The sequence below is a fragment of the Haladaptatus ordinarius genome (genome assembly GCF_054177595.1).
Genome location: NZ_JBPEHH010000078.1, coordinates 1 through 19,205 on the forward strand (window position 1 = coordinate 1; position 19,205 = coordinate 19,205).

The window sequence follows — 19,205 nt, forward strand, 5'->3', positions numbered from 1 at the left end:
CGGACTACTTTTGGTCAGATACTTGCCGCCTCAGTCGAAAGCACCGTACTCAAGGCTCATCACTGGTGAATAATGACGATTCAATCTGCGTTTTCATCGATAGAGCGGACATCTAGCGATTATGGACGTTAGCTCACTGGAGGCAGCGACAGTAGGCAATCTCCTAACGGGAGAAGACGGAACCCATCAAGCCGCATTGGACTTCATGGAGGGCCGAGGATATGATGTGGGCAGTTCTGGACGGTCACACAGCACTACTTCATCCTCTGAACAGGCAGGAACAACCGCCCGGCACGAACACACCCCGACCGAAGCTGGCGAACTCCAGCGGAAAGCCGAACAGGAAGGCGTTGAGACGCTGGGCCACATGGAACGATGGCGAGTGGCATGTCGGCTTCTTAAACATGGTTGGAATCCAGCGTGGGAGTGGTTTAAGGTGCAGTTCGGGGCTAGCTTCAAATCAGATATCACTCAAAGACAATTTCAGAGTATTCTCAACGCTTACCCAGACGACTATGACCACGTCGAGGCTCCCAGGAGGTTAGGCTAACATCACCGGTCACCTTTTCTCTGGTTTCAGATACCGAGAAAAGTCGTGGTCTGACACTCATAGAACGAGGGAGGGAACAACTCCGATGATTATCCTTTCAACCGTTCTGAGCCCGCTGACAAGACCTACAGACCAGAGTATTTTCTTGGTTAGCACTGACACCGGCCCTGATAGGAAAATAGTGAGACTATGGTTGCTCAGTTTCTCTTACTCTTTCCTTTACTGCCTCTGTCCCCACACAGACGTTGTCTCTTTGTCTTCTATTACCCACCCACCACCACACTATGTTATGGTGCGAGAACCACCAGACTGCACTGGGTTAAGTGAACAGGTTCGCGTAAGAAGTATATAAAGAAAAACTCAAGAATTTTCGAGCCAACTTACCTTATTACCTGCTGTTTCTTGTGCGCGGTCGGAATTGGTTTAGATATTCAGCATTCAGACCATCCACTGTAAAGGCGCGAAGTGGAACACGAGAACACAGTACCAGTCTTGGCTTGCTACACTCTATCTATTGCCCGCCGTGCTTCGTGCCAGTACTATGAGTCTTCTCTGGACGAGGATTTAATCTGTTCTCTTATCAAGAATATCACCGAGTAAGTTCGATATCCCAAATAATCTCAAACAAAATTGACTCTCTGAGTGTGCACTCTGCTGCGGGCTATGGCGACACTGGAAGCGGAAACACCGGGAAAATACTGCTGGGATTTATATCGCCACCGCCTGAGCCACCGTCTGAGCCTTTTCTGTACTTCTCTTTGTTTTGTGTGCGTTTATTTGACACACTCGCTCCGCCGGGCCCCTGTTGTGTCACCCGTTTGCTCCATTGGTTCACAACCCGGGTTTCCTGTCTTGACATCTCCGCCAGTTCATACGTCTCTCCGACTTCGAATCCAGCGTCTTGGTGCGGGAAGAGGAACGCGAGCGAATTGACCCCATCATTGTATTTGGCCACAAATGTATCGTGACTTGAGAGGTCAATGGGATTCCCGTTTTCACTCGTCACCGGAGGGTCGTCTTGAAGTGGCCCGGACACGACTTCGTACTCCTCTTGGTAAATCTGTGAGTCGAGCATGTAGACCGGCAACACGTCTGGCGACCCCGACTGGTTGCCTTGTTGGGCTGCACCAATCCCACTGGATGCGGTGAGCGCGGTGCCACCGGTTGCGAGTGCCCCATATTTCAGGATGCTGCGACGGTCGATACGATTCGTTGTGGTCTGTTGCTGATTATCTGGCATTGTATTTCTCTCCCATTGAGCGGGTCAGTACTACCAGACCAAGTTTGCCAGTTCTGGTGATAACGCCTTCGACCGTTCAGGCCTGTTTCTATCGGTGTTCCTGATTACCAGATTGGCAATTGCAACTTGGTTAACAGGTATTTAAAGTGAGACGGGAGTAAACACTGTGAAGGCGCGAATGTTTCCGCTTGAAAAGCTTTAGCTCCCGTCTTGGGGAGTACCGGGTGAAGCCATGTACTGGCTCTTACGACCATGTCGAGTTCCCTGTCACCTCTGACAGCGGTACGCTGGAGTCTGTCTGCACTTCCCCTTTGTGTGTAACTCCTCCGTGTAGTCCGTATACTCTACAGTACCCCCACACACCCACCTATGTTATGGTGCGAGAATCAGCAGACTGCATGGGGTAGATGTCCAGAGTCTCGTGTGTAGTATATAAAGAAAAAATCCAGCTTCTGAGACCCACAGGGCGTCTCGACTGTTCCCAAGTTGTATTTCCTTCAGACAACTTGCGGTCGGCTCCAGCACTCTGTGAGCGTCCAGAAAACCCACTGTTTGAGTGTGTTGTGATACCTATTGAGGGATGACCTTCCTTCAGGCGCGAAGACGACATGGACAACAGATGTTGAGAAATTTCCTCTCTGAACAGTTTTTGAGAGTACTTCAACTATTTCGGCAGTTGAGAGCACAGAGTTTCTTGTGTATAGTACAGTAGAGAAGGAGGGGGTACGTCAACATAATATGACAAAACATAGCGAATATTTAGAAACATATAATAGAGTCCCAACCGATAACCAGGGCTATGGGAAATGGCGTGCCAGATTATGACCTCTTTGACTTCTTTTCCTTCATTGTACCTGGCTCTATCGTAATATTGTTGGTTTATCCTTTTGTTCCAAAGAGAGTAATAGATGATATTGTGAATATGAATCAGGTTGTCTTATTAACGTATGTTCTGCTTATTGGCTATCTTCTTGGTCAAATAAGCTTCCGTATTGTGAATAAATATTTCCCGATAAAAAACCCATACTTTAAAATAGAATCAAAAAGGCCAAAAAATAAGAGACCACATATACAAAACAAATTTTTCAGTTATGCACCAGGATATTTTGGTTTAAAAAAGGAAGAAACAGGAAACGAGCTATATCACACTACCAAGTCCCATTTGTATAGTGAAAAAAAGGGCAGTGGACGAGTACAAAAATTCCATACACTTCATGACCTTTTTCATAGCGCATCTCTTATTTTTGGAATTTTCTGTATACTATATGTAGCTAATGGGTTGTATTCTGGAAACCCGCTGTATTTGTTGTCTGGATTAGGTTTGCTCTTGCTGTCATTGATTTCATGGGATGCGTCAAAATATTACTATTATTCTCATGTCGTGGTTTTGATAAACGAATTCTTTACAAACTTCTTGAACGAAAAGTCAGATGATGGACATAATAGTTTGGGAGATGACAAATGAATTCTAAATACCAACAGGAAGCCGCAATACCTATTAACGCTTTTTCATATATGAAGAAGACTATTAATAAATACTGAAATCCTAGAATTTTTTGAGCTAACTTTCCTTATTACACTGCTCGGTGGAGGATGCCAATGTTTTAACCCTCAAGATGACTTGATGTCTCAATTTCTAATAACTGTGGGTAATTCCCAACTACAGTACCTCCAACGACAACTCCTGAAAAAATACAAGCTCACGTAATCAGGGCACCATCTGAAGGGGTTATCCCAATCTGGCTCGAACAAAGTCAGCTAAATAGTTTAATCATATGGTGCTGCAGAGGTCCTACTTGGTATCGAGGGAACCTTTGTACCGGCTCGAAGGCGACAGCAAAGGAAATATCACGTACTCTACTGATATAGTTTCAAAATTGGCCTCTGTGACATGTCTCCAACCAATGTCCTCTGACCCATCCGCTGCTTCGCGTCTTTCTGCAGGACTTCCCCTATAACGGCTCGAAGTGACTGCCAAAGGATATCTACGTAATTCTCATCGCAGCGTCTATTAGCAGTGGCAAGAAACACGGAATAGCCCAGACCACGGCTGTGAACCTCTGTACTCTACTGTTGGACTTACTCATAACTGCCTTTTCTGTGCCGCCTTCGAGCCATAATAGTGGACACTTCTGACGGTCGTCCTGATTCTGACCCTTTGCTGCTGGTTAACACGCTTTTGTACAATTGCAAAAACGCCCCTAATAGCCGGGGTGCCACTCCTCAGCCGCTCTTGCTTCGGACTCTACCTAAAGGCTGTTAGTCGCCGGACACAGTCATCAGCTGCCCCGAGTTGTGTTCCTCAGATTAGCTTGCTTGCGTCTGGCCGCCTACCATCCGTAACAGTGTGCGAGACGCATACCCTGTAGATAAGCGCCTTAACCTCAATCGAGTGGCTTACGTATCTCACATACTGGCCTTCGACCAGTTGGAATCGAGCAGAGTGCCGTGAGCAAACATCTGCGGTGAGTCAATGGACTGCATTCTGACTCCCCTCCTCATATAATACAAAGGTAAAGGGTTTATATACCCCCCTTCGACCTGCACAAAATCGGCTCCAAAGGGTGTTCACCATGGTCAACGAAATGACACAATTGGCAGGAATACGACTAAATTGGCGTTCTGAAAAATCTTAAAGGGCAGGAATGAGACTTCTGAGCCCTCTACCTGCGGTTTCTTGCGCGCGGTCGGAGTTGGTTCGTCGATATTCAGCATTTCGGACATACACTCGAAAGGCTCGAAGTGGAACACAAGAATGCATTAGCCGTCTTGACTTTCTACGGTTGTTCTATTGCCTGCCCCGCTTCGTGCCGGTACTCTGGACTCTCTCTGAATGAAACAGATTATTTTCCGTTTTGTATGAATAATTTTTATATATTATATAATTTTTTGATATTTTGATTTAAAGTTGTGTCTACACTATTATCTCCTAAGATAACCTCCTTCACTCCCTTCATGTTTTCGACAGAAATATCTATAAGGAACTCTGTCAGGAGGGATTTCAATAGTATCTTTTTCCCACTTCTCCGTCATAGTTTTTGTTCTATCTATACAATTTCCTCTTATGTCTTTGACTTCCAGTTGATGTTCTCCTCCATCTAAATTGTCTACAAAAATCCTATGAGTCTTTCCTGGGCGTGAATAAACCACCAAGTCGGGGTTTTTCTTCCCCGCTATTTCATTAGGATATTCACCAATAATCTTTCTTCCGAAAAAATGCAACTCTGTCATCTCATTATAGATATCATCAAGGTATAAAATCTCCGCCCACTCGACATTATCAAAATATTTTTTTACAAGGTAAGCCGAAAAAATTAGAATAGTAGGTATGATTCCAATTTGGAATTTTATGAGAAAACCGCTGTAAACCGATAATGCGCTTCCTATAGCAAGAATTAAAAATACAAATCCCAGTGTAGAGATTATTAAACCAAATGTGAAAGATATACGAATCTTACTTGCTTTCGAATTAACATACATGTAGTTTTTATTGTAGGATTTCATAATAATACGATGATAATCTTGTCCATCGATGTCTGGTGGAATTGGTAAGAAATCACGATAATCAATTGCTGATAAGTTTGTAGCTCGTAAAGATAGTAAAAGAAAGGAAACTGCAAAAAGTAATAATAATATAGATGTTAATGTATAGTACGATTTGATTCCTTTAACACCATCTACTTGATATATATTTCCTTCTTTAAAAGCAAAAGTTAGCAATGATAGGGATAGGGTAGAAACCGCTACAATTATTTCTATCAGCTTTATTCCCTGTTCATGAGTGTTTTGTATATCTTGCTTCCTAGATTGTATGTCCTCTTTTATTGACTCCAATAAGAACTCCTGAACAGCATTACTGTCGTTCTTTTCTCCATCTAGTGGCCCTTTCTTCTTCATAATATTGGTGGTTGACCTCATCTAATTTCTTTACCGTTTTTTTATATATCTTGTAGGAGATATACAAATAAATTAATAATAGTCCAAATTCAAGGAATCTTTTGGAGTACGACACTAGCCCTGGTCCTTTACGCTTTCTCTTTTTTCTTCCCCCTTCTGGCCCTGGCCCTGGTCCTGGTGCTGGCACAGGCCCTGGTTCTGGTCCTCCTCGTCTTCTCTTTCTCCTTCCTAATAGCCAGTCTAACAAACCCATTTCTCTATGGAGGAGATATACTCATCTGGCTAAAAGCATTTTGGCCAGACATGTTTGACCGCAGATAAAAATATTGTGTGCTTTCGATATTATGTTAAAAAAGTCAAGCCAAATAATTTTACTACTAATTGAATGGTGTTATGGATGGAGTTGGGCTTTGTGACAACAAATTGAATACTAGTTGAATAATCTCGTGTTTAATGACGCTTACATTTGTCATAGTAACTAATTTATGGAAGATGAGAAGAATAGACAACAAATCAATAAAGTTGTGCCGGGAAAAGCCCGAAGGGCCAACTAGACCTACAGACCAATTATTTTCATTATTAGCACTGACACCAGCTCTGATATAGAAGGAGTGGGGGAGTGCTATGGTTGCTCTGCTTAATCTAACACTGGTGTTTCCTCTCGGTGGGTGTCTTTTAGTGTTCTTTCTTCCCTCTTGTAGTAGACACTACACACCAAAACCACCAGTCTGCGATGGGGTGAATGGTCAAGGTACGGTAACCGGTATATAAAAGAAGAATATTGCCTCTCACGATTGCCAGACCAATTTCGGCGTCTCGTCGATGGTTGCCTGTCGGATAGTCAGTAGGCGGTATCAGCAGTCGATGAGAGGAGAGAAAAGCCACTATCTGAGGGCAAGCTGAAGATAGCTCTGCCGTCTCTTCCCGCCAGCCTGCTGGTCAATCAATATAGAGTCAGATATTAGGGCATACCCTACGACGGCGTTCTTTCCAATTTTATTCGGCTATAGGCCGTTAAAGCAGGTTTTATAAAGAATGGTTCCGTTTAACCTGTTACCACGTGTGAAAAGAAGGCCGGAAAGCTGACTGAAAGCGCCGTAGGCGCACGCTCGGTTGGTGTAGTCCGGCCAATCATCTTGGCCTTTCGAGCCGAGGACAGGGGTTCAAATCCCCTACCGAGCATTTTTCCAACGACGCGACGACGAAGAGGACAGCCGCTGGTTCGAAGGAGAGCGATTGCAGCGGAGAACTTCACCTCGTCACCGGCGGCGAGGGTGGAGACGATACCGAGAGAAGAGACTATCGTGACACTATCGTCTCGTTCGGTAAAATAGCTACAAATACATAACTCCGTCAATTTCGTACCGAGTGACGATGACCGACGAGGAGATTTTGGGGACGACGAAAATCGCTCAGCGGTGGCGTATCAGCCTCATCAAAGCTGTTCGTGAAGCGCTCACCGAACGGGGTGTCGAACTAGAGGAAGGAGACGTCGTCGTATTCAAAGAATGCGACGGCGAGATAATCGTCGAACCCGGCAAGTAGACGAACACCACTCCGTCCGGTTTTTTCAACCAATATATCAGTCTTACGCCATAACAATTTAGCAGTTAGAAATTTAAATTCGCCACGAAGACGACCGAATACGGCGTTGAGATTTTCAAAAGAACAAGATTATGAGTTGACACCTTTATTATTCTGGAACGCTTTAATACGATATTGTCTGACGATAGGTTCGCCGTGAAAGGGTGAGGAATTATCGACAGAATATCATAGATATGACGAATGTAACAGATTCTCCCTCCGGCCCTGAAATCGCCTCCTTTTCTCCGGCGCTATCGGAACTCGCGATTCGGCCGAGTGCGTCGACCGATTGACGACCGGTGACCCGAAGGACGAAAACGTACTCGTCGTCACCAACGAGCAGTCGTCCACGGAGTTGATAGAACACTGGCACTCTTTGATAGGTGAAAAACCAGCCGAGTTCGGCATCATCACCGTCGAAACCGACCCCGAAACGCGACAGGAGACTCGGGGAATGCACTCGGTGAGCGACCATAACGTCGTAGCGCTCTCCCGGCCGAATAGTCTCGGTCGACTCGAAACGGCCATCTACCTCTTTTTGGACGAGTGGTCCACGGACGACCGGACGACGATATTCTGCTTCGATTCGGTGACGACGTTACTCCACCACGTCGACAGTACCGTCGTCTTCCGATTTCTCCGCTCGCTCACCAGTTACCTCCGGTCGCTCGGCGTGGTCGCTCACTTCCACCTCGACGAAGCGGCACACGACGAGGACACTATCGCCATGCTTCGGTCGGTGTTCGAGACCAGCGTCGGCGGGTCGAAACGAGCCGACCCCCGTCTCTCGGCGGATGTCCTTTCGACGCTCATCGACTCTCGGCGACGGCGGTTCGTCTGCCGGTATCTCGCCCAGATTTCGGCCACCGCAGACGTAAACTCCGTCGCAGACAAAATCGCCGAGTGGGAGTCGAACGGTGTACCGAGTGAAGACGTCAGAGAGCGCGTTCGAATCACGCTTCACCACGTTCATCTGCCGAAACTGGTCGAAGCAGGTGTCGTCGAACTCGATGGCGACACCATCTCGACCTCGCTGAGTGAAGACGAGTTAGAGCGGTACGTCAGACTCGCAGGGGCAGACGAGACCCCGCCCGAGGCGGAACTCCGCCTCTCGAACGGGGAAAACCTCACGACGACTGGAGCGTCGATAGACGACGCGAAGGAAGCCTACTGGACGGTGTACGGCACTGCGCGGGACTCGGTCGTCGTGACGGTGGCACGAGCGATAAGCGCGGTGACCGACGTTCCACCGGCCGAACTACGACCACCCCTCTCCGACGTCGTCAACGTGGACGCGCTCCAGCGACTCGCCGAGCGCGAAGAAATCTCGGTTTACACGCGTTTTCAGTACGGCGCGTACGAGGTCGTCGTGGACGGTGGTGAAATCAAAGTGTACGAGTACGAGACGGAGTAATCAGGCTTCCCTCAGGCCAGCCACTCGTCCGGTTTCGTGTTGTAATCGACTTCCGTCGCGGCGATGTCCTCGACTTCGCTCCACGGCAGGTCCTCCATCTCGAACTCCTCACCGTCGTAGCGCAGGAGTTTGCCTTTCTCCTCGGGTTCCGGTTCGCGGTCACGGCGGCGAGCGATTTCGGCGTCTCGCTCGTCTAGCTCTTTCACGATAGTCATCAGGTTCACCGGACGACCCCAGAGGTCGTAGATGCGCTCTAACGTCCGCGTCGCCTGTGGGATGTCGAGCATGACGCCGTTGTAGTGGTGACCGAGCAGGAGTTCGTTGCGATTCTCGTAGTTTCCGTCGTACACGGCGATCGTCGGCTTGCCGAAGTTCGTAAACTGGAGCATCAGCTTCTTCTTTACGTCCTCGTACTCCGTGCTCGACACACGATAATCGCCCGTCGTCTGGCTGAACTCGTAGGTGAAGTAGTTGTTGTCGGTGACGAACTCCTTGGTCAGGAACCCGTCCAGAAACGTCACGTCGTTGTGGCTCGCCCGAACGTCGTACATCCGGTCCCAGCCGGTCGTGTACTCGACGTCTGCGAGAGCCTCCTCGACGCTCTCGTACCGCTCGTCGTCCATCATGTACCGAGAGTACTGCTCCAGGTCGGACTGTGGGATGGCTTCGAGGAATCCTCGGCTCTGGAGTTTACACAGCGAGAAGTGCCGCTCCGCCAACCCCTCGTACGAGAGCACTTTCCAGGGGTATCGGTCCACGTCTATTTCGCCCGCTTTCGCCCGCTCTAGACCGTCCTCGTCTATCTTCGCCGAGTCGACCGATTCGAGGTCGGAGAGCGTCTCCGAACTCACCGCGGCGAGTGCCGGGTCGGGGTCGAGCAGTTCCATCACGTGGTCGAAGTCGACGACATCGTGGAAGTTCCGCCACGTGATGCCTTTCACTCGCAGGAGTCGTCGAGCGACCTCACGGCGGTTTTCGGTGTTCTCGATATACTCCCACAACTGTTTGCCGAGTTTGTATGGGTTCAGGCCGGGTGAGCCAAGCACCCGTGCCTGGTGGTCTGCGTATTCGATGAACTCGTCCGTACCCGCGAACGACTCCTCGCCCATCATCATCGACTCCCAGTACGCCGCCCAGCCTTCGTTCATCACCTTCGTCGTCTTCTGGGCTGCGAAGTAGTACGACTCGGTCCGCAACATCTCGAGGACCTCCTTTTGCCACTCTTCCATCTCGACGGCTTTGCCCTCCTCCGGGTCGTAGGCTCGCCCGTGTTCGAGGAGGTACGCGAGCAAGTCTTTTTCGGGGTCCTCGAGTTTTCCGGCCTGCTTTTCGCGCTGGGCTTCGAGCCACTCTTCGTCGAACACTTCGTCGCGCACCTCGTCGCTGAGATTCATCTCCGAGAGCTTTTCGGAGAGTTCATCGGTCTCTCGCGATTCGTCTCGCTCCTGGTGTTGTCGTTTGAACGCCTGATGCTGGTCGATATTGTCCTGGAGACAGAGCACGTTGTCTATCCACTTCTCGACCTCCTCACGGTCTATTTCCGGGTCGGCCATGAGCGACCGAATTCGAGTCGCGTGGCGTTCGAGCAGCGCTGCCGCGTCGAGTTCGTCCGCGAACATCCGATACCAGCGATTGTTGGCGAAGAAGTCGGAGTGGGCTTCGACGTGCGTGATGACGGCCTTCTGGTCGGCGATGCTGTTCGACTCCTGTAAGAACGCGTGGGCGGGGTCGTCGTTGATGACGATTTCGAACGCTTTGCCGCCACGGTACTGACCTTGCTTTTGCTGGCGGTCGTACTTCATCCCCCATCGCCAGTGTGGGTACCGCTCCTGGAACCCGTCGTAGGCGATGAGTTCGTTCATCTCGTCGTAGTCTACGATCCAGTACTTGACGGGATACGGGTCGAGCCCGAGTTTCTGTGCGAGTTTTCGCGCCTCCACCACCGGCTCTTTGACCCGTTCGGCTTCGCGTTGGGTTTCGATACGTTCGTTCATGACTCCTCCGTGCTCAAAATCTCGTAAATCGCCGTTGTCACGTCCTCCGGCCCGTTGACGTAGCTCACTGCGATGTTCCCCGCTTCGGTGAAGTGTTTCTCCACCTCTTCGGCGTGCGTGGCGTTGATGGCCTTGCCCTCGGGTTGGGTCTCGACGTACGCGTGGAGGTTCGCCGGAATCTCCTCCATCAGCGGGATGACGTTCTCTTCGGTGTCGTTTCGGCTGTTTTCGCTGTCGCCAGCCGCGAACACGTAGCGGTTCCAGTCTGTCCACGGGTACTCCTCTTCCAAGATGTGCCGGGCGAGTTCGTAGGCCGAGGATATCTTCGTTCCGCCACCCGACCGAATCCCGAAGAACTCGTCGCGTTCGACTCGCCACGCCTCCGCGTCGTGGGCGATGTAGACGAACTCGGCGTTGTCGTACTTGCCCGTGAGATACCAGTCGAGGGGCGTGAAGGTGCGTTCGACCAGTTCGCGTTTCTTCTCGCGCATCGACCCGGAGACGTCGCGGATGTTGACAACGACGACGTTCTTCTCGCGTTCCTCGATTATTTCGGGGTAGCGATAGCGTTCGTCCTCCCGGCGGAAGGGGACGTGCCGGATGCCCTCCTCTCGAATCTTCTGGGCCGTGCTCGTGGGCGTCACCTCTCGTTCCATCTCCTCGATGCTCTGCCACTTCGTGCGCTCGTCCGCCGACAGCGCGTCGTAGTTCTCCTCGACCCAGTGTTTCGAGACGGTGAAGCTGTTCTCGCGTGCCCACCGGAACACCTCGTCCGGCCCCCAGCCTTCGACGCCCATCGCCTCGCGGATAAAATCGGGGTCGAAGTCCATCGCCAGTTTGCGCTTTAGCCCCTCTTTGAACATGCGCTCGAAGTCGAGGGTGCTGTCCGGACCGGTCTTGGTCACGTCGGTGAAATCGCCCTCTATCTCCTCGATGACCTCCTTTCCCTTCGGTTCGAGGTCGAGTCCGAGTTCGTCATCCAACTCCTCGGCGAACTCCTCGGGGTCCATCTCGTAGTAATCGTGCTCGCCCGACTCGTCGCCGGGGTCGCCCTCCTCGCCGTCGTCGCCCGGTTGTGGCTGTGGCTGACCGACCGGGTCGCCGACGTCCGGGTTCCCTTGCCCGACGCCACCCTTGTCGCGCCGGTCGTACTGGAACTCCGGGAGGTCGACTATCTTGATGGGGATGTGAATCTCGTCGGGGAGACTCTGCCCGAGGTCACCGTACTGGATGAACTCCGCGAGGTCTTCCCGGCGTTCTTCGCCCACTTCGCGGTAGCGTTCGAGGTCGTCTCTCAGTCCCATTTGTAGCTCACCTGATTCATGACGTGTTGGCTGGTCAGCTCGGCCGACGCGGGCGAGTACCCGAACAGCTCCTGTAAGTTCCGTATCGTCTTCTCCTTGACTTCGGCCGTCTCGGTGTTCGTCGGTGGGTTCTCCCACTGGCTGGGTTCGAAGTCTTCGTACACCCGGCGCACGTCGTCCCAGTCGTTGTTCGCCAGCACGGTCTTGATGACAGGGACCTCCTTCGGTTCGATGTCGCCGACCTCGAAGGACTCGTCCCGACTCTCCCACGCGTGGCGGTTCAGCGCGGTGATGACCTTGTTCCGGCGGAACTCCGCCACCGCCGGACTGGGTTCGTGGTTCACCTCGTAGGCGTCCGGGCCGAATCGACCGAGCTGTTCGGTCTCGAACACCTTCATCTTCAACGCGTCGGGTTCGATACGCTCGCCACGGTCGTTCTCGACCACCTCGCCGGTCGCCCACGCGTAGACGTGCTCGATGTACTCTTCGACCGTCTCTTCGTCGACCCTGCGGTCGCGCATGATGGCGTCTAGCACGTCGCTTTCCTGTCGTTGGAAGACGTAGTTTTTCACGGGCACGAGGCGGTTTTCGAACTCCGTGCGCTCGGCCGCCGAGAACACGGGTGCGTCTCCGATGCCGTCGGCCATCGCGTTCAGCACGTCGCGGGGCATGATGACCTGCTCGACGGAGTACTCGGGGTGGTGGCGGTCACGAACGTCGTTCAACAGGTCGGCGAGGACGTCGCGGGTGTAGGTGACCGGAATCCCGCCCGTCCCGTCCGCCGCGTCGTCGTCGAAGTCGAAGTCGTCCTTCTCGATTCGGTCGTCGCCGTCCAGCAGGTACCCCTGGTCGAAGAGGATGGCTTTGTCGACGAGGTCGTGTCCAGACGGGAGGTCGCTCCCGTCGAGGCGGGAGACGACGCTGTAGAGTGCCGCCGCCTCGATGGCATGTGGCGCGATTTCGCGCTCCTGGACGGCGGTACCCTCACGGACGCTGACCGAGATGGGCTCACGGATACGGGCTTCGAGTTCGTCGTACACGTCCGCCTGCCAGACTGCCGTCTCGTTGGTGAGTTCGCGCCGGATGAGTTCGGCTTCCAGACTGAGGTTCGTCAGGTAACCGAACTCGCGACGGTCGAGTCGGCGTTTCAGCGCCCGAAGCGGGTCGGCCCCGCCCGCGTCGGAGTGCTGGTTCAACTGCGCTTCGAGGTCGGGGTTCGAGATGATGAGCAGTTGGGTGTCGATGTCCATCTGGATACCTTTGTCCAGTTTCACCGACTTCTCGTCGGGGACGTTGAGCAACTTCTGGAGGAGGTCTGCGTGCTGGGCGGCGTCCTCCACGATGGTGAGCAGGCCGTTGCCCTGCGAGAGCACGCCGTCGTAGCTGAACGCCTGGGGGTTCTTGCGGCCGCGGGAGTCGAGTTCCTGTAACATCCCCTGCATCCAACTGCCGACGAGTCGTTGTTTCGGACGACCGCTGTCCTCGGAGTGGAGGACGCCGATGCCATCACCGATGTCGACGACGTAGTTTTTCACCCGAAGGTGGGCCGGGTCCGTGATGGCCGAGAACAGTTCCTCCTCGCCGTTACGGCGGTACTGTTCTTCGAGATACTCGTAGGCCTCTCGGCTGAACGGGTCGAGTTTGCCGTCGACCTGGATGTCGATGTGGTCGTCGAGTCGGGCGTTCAGTTCCTCCAAGAGTTGTTCGCGCACCTTCGGCGGAAACACGAGCAGTGGGTGTGACTGAACAGGACTGGCGTACCAGTTGTCCTCGCTCGACGCCATCGAGTCGTCACCGTAGGTGAGACCGGACGGTTCGGTGGCGGTGGCGATGTTCCACTCGATGGTGTACCGTCGCCCCTCCGGGGTCTTCGAATATTCGCGTAGCCCGTTGACCAGACATCGCTTCAGTTCGGATTTTCCGGTCGCGGTCGGGCCGGCGAACCAGATTATCTTCTCCTCTTTCCCTCGGCGTGCCGCGATAGACCGCAGGTCGTCGACGAAGGCGTTCAACACCTCCGTGTTGCCGAGGATGGCGTGTTCGCCGTCGTTGTGCGGGTCGTCGAAGAACCGATACCGCTCTTTTTCCTCCCCCTCTTCGACGACGGTTCGGGTGCCCATCGACTCGATGGCTTCCAGGAGGTACTTGCTCGCGTGCGAGGCGATGGTCGGGTTCTCGAACGCCGCGTCCACGTACTCGGTGAGACGCATCGGTTCTTCGTAGGTCTCTCGGAGTTCGTGGTCGGCGTCGGCGATGTAGTCGATGCCTTCTGACACTGGTCACTCCTCCATTTCGGCGCGGGCGACCTCTGCTCCGGCGAACTCGAGCACCTCCTTCGCGCCGTCGCGCGAGTAGCCCTGTTCCATCAGTGCGTCTATCCAGGCGTTCTGTTCGTCGTTGTCCATCTCGTTGGCCGACACCAGCGCCGAGAAGTTGATGTTGTGTTTCTTGTCTTCCCAGAGTTTGCGCTCCAGCGCGCGGCGCAGGCGGTCGTTGTCCTGCGGGTTGAACGGCGACCCTTCGCGGGCGCGCCGCGACACCCAGTTCGACACTTCCTGTCGGAAGTCGTCCTTGCGGTCGCGGGGGACTTCGAGTTTCTCTTCGACGGCGCGGAGGAAACTCTCGTCGGGTTCCTGTTCGCGGCCCGTCAACTCGTCTTCGACCGTGGCGTCATCGATGTACGCCATCACGTGGTCCATGTACTTCTCGCCCTGTCGCTGGATCTCGTCGATGTCGTACGCCAGTGCGTGTCGCACGTCCTCGATGGCTCGTTCGCGGTACTCGCCGCGAACCGCTTCGAGGTATCGGTAGTAGGTCTCGAAGTTCTCTTCGGGGATGGAACCGTGATTCTCGAGGTTCTCCTCGAAGTGGTTGAACACCGAGAGCGGGCTGAGGAAGCCGCGACTTCGGTGGGTGGAGTTCATGATCGCCTCGGCGATTTCGTCGCCGATGAACCGCGCCGAGACGCCTTCCATCCCCTCACCGATGTCAGCTTTGTCTTCTCCCTCCTCACGGAGTTTCTTCACGTCGATGTCGTCGCTGTCTTCGGTCTCCCCGTTGTAGGCTTTCGCCTTCTGGAGGAGTTCGACCGTCTCGGTGTCGGGTTCTTCGATGCGCGTCAGCACGCCGAACAACCCGGCCATCTCCAGGGTGTGGGGTTCGATGTGCACGTCAGGCACGTCGGCGTTCCGGAGCATCTTCCGGTAGATGTCGGCCTCCGACTCGTACTCCAGGACGTACGGGAAGTCGATTCGCTTGGTGCGGTCGTTGAACGCCTCCATCTTCTCGTCGCCCTTCTTGTCCCGGTACTCGGGCATGTTCGTCCGGCCGACGATGACCTGGTCGATATCGATACGGGGGTTGTTCTTCGGCTTGATGGTCTGTTCCTGGGTGGCGTGCAGGAAGTCGTAGAGGAACTCCCGCTGGAGTTTGAGCAGTTCCTCACCGCTGAAGATGCCGCGGTTGGCGTTACAGAACGCCCCGGAGTAATCGAACGCTCTCGGGTCGCTCTCGCCGTAGATGGCGATCTTCGAGTAGTTGACGTCGCCCGTGAGTTCGGTCTCGTCTTGATTTTTCTTGTCTTTCGGCTCGAACGTCTCGACCGCCTGTCGTTTGTTCTCGTTGGCGACGAGGCGAACGATTTCGACGTGGTTTTCGAGCACCTGCTGGATGTCGTCGTCGTAGTACGCCAACAGAGCGTCCATGTAGAACTCGCTCGCCGGGTCGAGCGCCTGTTCGTTCTTGATGGTGTACGGGGCGTCGAGTCGTTCGTTGATGTCGTCGATGACCGTCTGGCGCTGTTCGAGCGGGAGCAAAACCAGCGGGTCCTGGTTCATCGGCGACCGAACCACGTCGTCGGCCGGGTCCTGGTCTTTGATGACGTCGCCGAGGTTCGTCCATCGGAAGGTGTACATCCGGCCGTCGTCACGGAGGGTGTAGTCTTCGAAGTATTTGCGAACCTGTCTGTCGAAATCGGATTTCCCCGACCCGACAGGACCGAGCAGGAGTTTGATACGCTTTTCGGGCCCGAGTCCGCGCGCGCCGCTTTTCACCTTGTTGACGAACTCGTGCATCGCGCGGTGAATCTCACGTCCGTAGAACGTGTTCTCTCCGTCGTGCAGAGGGTCTTCGGACGCGAGGCGGTACTCGACGACGCCGGAGTCCTCGTCGTACTCCGTGCCGTAGTAATCGAACATATCGGCGACGCGCTGGTGTGCGTTCCGTGCTACTTTCGGATCGTCGTACACCTCTTGGAGATACCACTCGAACGATTTCGTTTCACGGAGGTCTTCAGGCATCGATTCCTGGTAGCTTTGACTGAGGTCTTCCAGCGTTTCAATGTCACCTTTCATTGTATCACGTATTGTTTGGGACTGCGGAGTGGACCGTGCGAGAGAGAAACCAACCGGGCGGTCCAATGCCGGCGGGAATACGGACTAGCGACACACCGACAAAGGTGTGTCGGTCGGGACACCGGGATAGCTCTCGCGGGGGGCTGTCCGGGCGACGGCGTGCGCGCCCGCCTGAAATGCTGCGTCTGTAGCGGGTTCATGTGCGTGCCATCCACGTTCATCGGTCGCCGACGAGGGCGGCTCGTTCCGACGGGATTCAGTCACGACCGAGTGTGGTTTGAGACCGTGTACCGTGTGGGCAACCACCACCCGATACTATTTAATAGAAGGGATACGGAGGTATATAACTGTTGCCCAACCACAAGACTGTTGTGATTTAGTTTAATAAACCACTTCATACGAATATACCGCTTAAAACGGCTGGAATCCTCGTATCGGGGCAATCAGCAAACCTTCGACAGCCCACGCTTTATATACGCTCGGTCGCTCCGGACTGACAACTCTTACCCCCATGCATCGTCACAGTTCGGGTATGGACGAGTCCGAACTTCCGGAGTCGTGGACGGTCTGGAACGCCGAACCCGGCGGCCGGGTCATCCTCGCGTACCGTCTGGACGTGTTCGACACGAAGCAGTTCCCACCCGAGTGTCTGCCCACCATCTATCTCACGCAGGGGACGCCGAACCGCCCGCCACAGGAGCGGCGTGCGACCGACGCGTGGTATCTCGAGTTCTACCTGGAACCAGACGTGACCTTGCCGAAGACGCCACGATTCTCGACGCGGGACGACGCACTCGACGCCGCCGTCGAACTCGCCACGGAGTTCGCGCGGGGAGAGATAGATTACCGAGCGTGCTACCAGATTCCTCGCGAGGCCTATCTCGACCGACTGGACGAGTTGACGGGGCGAGAGGCTTAACAGACCCCCCGCCCTACGCCCGAGCATGTCTACTATCACGCTCATCGGCACTCGCCTCGCCGAAGCCGGACAGGAGTTCGTCTACCACGGTGAGGCGAGCGCCTGTGAAGGCTGTCCCTATCGAAACCAGTGTCTCAATCTCTCCGAGGGAGTCAAATACCGCGTCACGGACGTTCGAGAGGGCGCACAGACGCTCCCCTGTGGCGTCCACGACGACGGGGTCACCGCCGTCGAAGTCGAGCCGACGAGTGTTCGTGCCAACGTCTCCGCGAAGAACGCCTACGCCGGAAGCAACGCGAAACTCGAAGGGCCGTGCCCCCACGTCGATTGCCCGAGCCACGAGTTCTGCGAACCCACCGGAGCGGAGTTCGGACGAGAGTATCGAATCTCGAACATCGTCGGCGACCCACCCCACGACTACTGTCTACTCGACCGCGAGTTGACGTTGGTCGAGTTCGCGCCCGAAAAGGAGTAGTCAATTCCCCAACACGCCGAGCTCTTCTGCGGTGTAGCCGAAGATGTCCTTGTAGCCGTAGGCGGACATCAACACCGGGACGAACGATTCCGCTGCGACCAGTTCCTCGCCGTCCGCGCTGGCGAACGCCTCGCCCACCTCGACGTGTCGGAAGTTCTCGACCAGCACCTCGTACTCGGTGCCGCCGTTCTTTCGCACGGGTTGGTCCAACCGGTAGACCGTCACCTCCTCACGGTGGCCCGCCTCCACCGAGTTGTCACCCTCCGGAAGCGGAAGGACGCCGGTTCCGGCGAGGAACCCGCGGATGAGGTGGTAGCCGTTCTCCGCCGCCTCGTCGGTTCCCTGCAGTCCGCACTCGACTTCGAGGGTGTGGGGGTGGGAGATGAGTTTTCCCCTCGTGAATCGGTCGGTTTCGACCAGTTCCGAGATGGGGAGATACGGACAGATAGAGCGCGCGACGGCGTTCACCTTGTCCACGAGCGCGAAGGGTCGGGCGTACGACTGCGTGGAGTGTAAAGAGAGCACGGTGCAGTCGCGGAGTTCTCCGAGCAGTTCGTGAGCCAACCGGCGCTCGTAGGTCTCGGCGTCCGGGTCGCCCGGAAACACGCGATTCAGGTCCTCGTTCACGTACCGAACCCCGAGTTCGAGCGCGCGTTCGTTCACGACCACGAACTTCACTGGACGCTCTACGTCCGGGTCTTCGGCCAGCAGTCGGTCCATGGCACGGGGACCACACGGTTCGTCGCCGTGAATCCCTCCGACGACGGCGACTTCCGGCGTCCCCTCACCTAGCTGCTCGATGCGCATTTAATGGAAGTAGCCGACGGAGCCTGAAAGCACTTTACACTCGTGCTCATCCAAGGCGGGTGTGCCGAAGATTTCTCTGTCGAGAGGTCGCAACGAGTTCGGGGGAGCGACCATCTTCGTGTCGCAGATCTGTACCGTCAATCGACGCCATATATATTCATATCCCATCGATAGGAAAATATATTGTATTGGCGAGAATAGAGGTATAAACATTGATGAAAGACCGGCCTGAAGAGACGGTATGACTGGACGAGAATCGAACAGGGATGAGTCGCTATCGGAGGTCGTCTCCGATAGCGACTCTCCACCGGAGTCCAGGCGAAGTGCCGGAGATTCGAGAGGGAGTACTGGAGCTAGAATACGTATTCACGTCGCTCGCAGATCCACGACGGCGCTATCTGCTCTACACGCTTCGCTCGGGAACGGAATGATCGCTTACGGAGATCGCAACCAAGGTCGCCGCCTGGGAGATGAACGTCCCTGAAGGAGACGTTCTGCAGTACGAAATCGAAAAGACGTACGTGTCGCTATACCACGCCCACGTTCCGAAATTCGCTAGTTGTCCACTCTCTCGATAACTGCATCGGCAAAAGCTGCGCCTCACACGGTAAAGACCGCGAAATGAGACGAAGACTGTCTTGGATGCTGTGATGGGGCGTGAATATGTTG

14 protein-coding genes, 1 tRNA gene and 1 pseudogene are annotated in these 19,205 nt (G+C 54.2%); 8 read left to right on the forward strand and 8 right to left on the reverse strand.

All coding sequences use genetic code 11. The annotated features are described in order from the left end of the window. Window positions 1-1,211: 1,211 nt before the first annotated feature. Window positions 1,212-1,790: a hypothetical protein gene (locus ACR3FF_RS20370; RefSeq protein ID WP_458189963.1), complete on the reverse strand. Its 579-nt coding sequence runs from the start codon at window positions 1,788-1,790 to the stop codon at window positions 1,212-1,214. A 799-nt stretch (window positions 1,791-2,589) separates the two neighbouring features. Here ACR3FF_RS20370 and ACR3FF_RS20375 point away from each other — a divergent pair. Next, the gene (locus ACR3FF_RS20375) at window positions 2,590-3,255 is read left to right on the forward strand and encodes a hypothetical protein (protein WP_458189964.1); all 666 of its coding nucleotides are present in this window, start codon (window positions 2,590-2,592) and stop codon (window positions 3,253-3,255) included. 1,457 nt (window positions 3,256-4,712) lie between these two features. Here the strand turns inward: ACR3FF_RS20375 and ACR3FF_RS20380 are convergent. Together ACR3FF_RS20380 and ACR3FF_RS20385 are read right to left on the reverse strand one after the other, a co-directional pair. Then, window positions 4,713-5,687, reverse strand: a complete 975-nt coding sequence (locus ACR3FF_RS20380) for a hypothetical protein (protein ID WP_458189966.1) — start codon at window positions 5,685-5,687, stop codon at window positions 4,713-4,715. Beyond that, window positions 5,644-5,940, reverse strand: a complete 297-nt coding sequence (locus ACR3FF_RS20385; protein ID WP_458189968.1) for a hypothetical protein — start codon at window positions 5,938-5,940, stop codon at window positions 5,644-5,646. The genes ACR3FF_RS20380 and ACR3FF_RS20385 overlap by 44 nt, the downstream gene beginning before the upstream one ends. 854 nt (window positions 5,941-6,794) lie before the next feature. Between ACR3FF_RS20385 and ACR3FF_RS20390 the strand changes: the two genes are divergently transcribed. From ACR3FF_RS20390 to ACR3FF_RS20405, 4 genes and pseudogenes are all read left to right on the forward strand, one after another. Further along, window positions 6,795-6,869: transfer RNA gene (locus ACR3FF_RS20390), tRNA-Glu, on the forward strand. A gap of 192 nt (window positions 6,870-7,061) precedes the next feature. Beyond that, entirely contained in the window at window positions 7,062-7,232 is a 171-nt protein-coding gene (locus ACR3FF_RS20395) for a hypothetical protein (protein WP_458189969.1), read from the forward strand. A 286-nt stretch (window positions 7,233-7,518) separates the two neighbouring features. Further along, window positions 7,519-8,016: pseudogene (locus ACR3FF_RS20400) on the forward strand (DUF7504 family protein); the annotation flags it as partial. Then, the gene (locus ACR3FF_RS20405) at window positions 7,999-8,685 is read left to right on the forward strand and encodes a DUF7344 domain-containing protein (protein WP_458189978.1); all 687 of its coding nucleotides are present in this window, start codon (window positions 7,999-8,001) and stop codon (window positions 8,683-8,685) included. The pseudogene ACR3FF_RS20400 and the gene ACR3FF_RS20405, both read left to right, overlap by 18 nt. Before the next feature lie 11 nt (window positions 8,686-8,696). Here the strand turns inward: ACR3FF_RS20405 and ACR3FF_RS20410 are convergent, their stop codons facing one another. The 4 genes from ACR3FF_RS20410 to ACR3FF_RS20425 are packed head-to-tail and all read right to left on the reverse strand — an operon-like array spanning window position 8,697 to window position 16,335. Next, window positions 8,697-10,679 (reverse strand): SpoVR family protein, encoded by a 1,983-nt coding sequence (locus ACR3FF_RS20410; protein ID WP_458189970.1) that lies wholly within the window; start codon window positions 10,677-10,679, stop codon window positions 8,697-8,699. Continuing rightward, on the reverse strand, window positions 10,676-11,983 hold the full coding sequence (locus tag ACR3FF_RS20415) for a YeaH/YhbH family protein (protein ID WP_458189971.1): 1,308 nt from the start codon (window positions 11,981-11,983) through the stop codon (window positions 10,676-10,678). Before ACR3FF_RS20415 ends, ACR3FF_RS20410 begins: the two co-directional genes overlap by 4 nt. Then, window positions 11,974-14,259 carry a PrkA family serine protein kinase gene (locus ACR3FF_RS20420; protein WP_458189972.1) on the reverse strand — a complete coding sequence of 762 codons (2,286 nt, stop codon included), beginning with the start codon at window positions 14,257-14,259 and terminating at the stop codon, window positions 11,974-11,976. Before ACR3FF_RS20420 ends, ACR3FF_RS20415 begins: the two co-directional genes overlap by 10 nt. A gap of 3 nt (window positions 14,260-14,262) precedes the next feature. Beyond that, window positions 14,263-16,335, reverse strand: coding sequence for a PrkA family serine protein kinase (locus ACR3FF_RS20425; protein WP_458189973.1), 2,073 nt, complete (start codon window positions 16,333-16,335; stop codon window positions 14,263-14,265). A 532-nt stretch (window positions 16,336-16,867) separates the two neighbouring features. On the opposite strand from ACR3FF_RS20425, the gene ACR3FF_RS20430 reads away from it, so the two are divergent. Both ACR3FF_RS20430 and ACR3FF_RS20435 read left to right on the forward strand, forming a co-directional pair. Then, a complete protein-coding gene (locus ACR3FF_RS20430; RefSeq protein ID WP_458189974.1) occupies window positions 16,868-17,254 on the forward strand; it encodes a DUF5820 family protein in 387 nt (128 codons plus the stop codon). A gap of 25 nt (window positions 17,255-17,279) precedes the next feature. After that, a complete protein-coding gene (locus ACR3FF_RS20435) occupies window positions 17,280-17,729 on the forward strand; it encodes a UPF0179 family protein (RefSeq protein WP_458189976.1) in 450 nt (149 codons plus the stop codon). On the opposite strand, the gene ACR3FF_RS20440 is transcribed toward ACR3FF_RS20435, so the two are convergent. Next, window positions 17,730-18,536, reverse strand: a complete 807-nt coding sequence (locus ACR3FF_RS20440) for a M14 family metallopeptidase (protein ID WP_458189977.1) — start codon at window positions 18,534-18,536, stop codon at window positions 17,730-17,732. It lies immediately after the preceding gene. Window positions 18,537-18,979: 443 nt separating this feature from the next. On the opposite strand from ACR3FF_RS20440, the gene ACR3FF_RS20445 reads away from it, so the two are divergent. Then, entirely contained in the window at window positions 18,980-19,114 is a 135-nt protein-coding gene (locus tag ACR3FF_RS20445; protein ID WP_458189980.1) for a DUF7344 domain-containing protein, read from the forward strand. Window positions 19,115-19,205 lie beyond the last annotated feature (91 nt).

Excerpts from the sequence above, each read along its gene's own strand:
- ACR3FF_RS20370 (WP_458189963.1), bottom strand. The coding sequence starts at position 1,790 with ATGCCAGATAATCAGCAACAGACCACAACGAATCGTATCGACCGTCGC.
- ACR3FF_RS20375 (WP_458189964.1), top strand. The coding sequence starts at position 2,590 with ATGGGAAATGGCGTGCCAGATTATGACCTCTTTGACTTCTTTTCCTTC.
- ACR3FF_RS20380 (WP_458189966.1), bottom strand. The coding sequence starts at position 5,687 with ATGAAGAAGAAAGGGCCACTAGATGGAGAAAAGAACGACAGTAATGCT.
- ACR3FF_RS20385 (WP_458189968.1), bottom strand. The coding sequence starts at position 5,940 with ATGGGTTTGTTAGACTGGCTATTAGGAAGGAGAAAGAGAAGACGAGGA.
- ACR3FF_RS20395 (WP_458189969.1), top strand. The coding sequence starts at position 7,062 with ATGACCGACGAGGAGATTTTGGGGACGACGAAAATCGCTCAGCGGTGG.
- ACR3FF_RS20405 (WP_458189978.1), top strand. The coding sequence starts at position 7,999 with ATGCTTCGGTCGGTGTTCGAGACCAGCGTCGGCGGGTCGAAACGAGCC.
- ACR3FF_RS20410 (WP_458189970.1), bottom strand. The coding sequence starts at position 10,679 with ATGAACGAACGTATCGAAACCCAACGCGAAGCCGAACGGGTCAAAGAG.
- ACR3FF_RS20415 (WP_458189971.1), bottom strand. The coding sequence starts at position 11,983 with ATGGGACTGAGAGACGACCTCGAACGCTACCGCGAAGTGGGCGAAGAA.
- ACR3FF_RS20425 (WP_458189973.1), bottom strand. The coding sequence starts at position 16,335 with ATGAAAGGTGACATTGAAACGCTGGAAGACCTCAGTCAAAGCTACCAG.
- ACR3FF_RS20430 (WP_458189974.1), top strand. The coding sequence starts at position 16,868 with ATGGACGAGTCCGAACTTCCGGAGTCGTGGACGGTCTGGAACGCCGAA.
- ACR3FF_RS20435 (WP_458189976.1), top strand. The coding sequence starts at position 17,280 with ATGTCTACTATCACGCTCATCGGCACTCGCCTCGCCGAAGCCGGACAG.
- ACR3FF_RS20440 (WP_458189977.1), bottom strand. The coding sequence starts at position 18,536 with ATGCGCATCGAGCAGCTAGGTGAGGGGACGCCGGAAGTCGCCGTCGTC.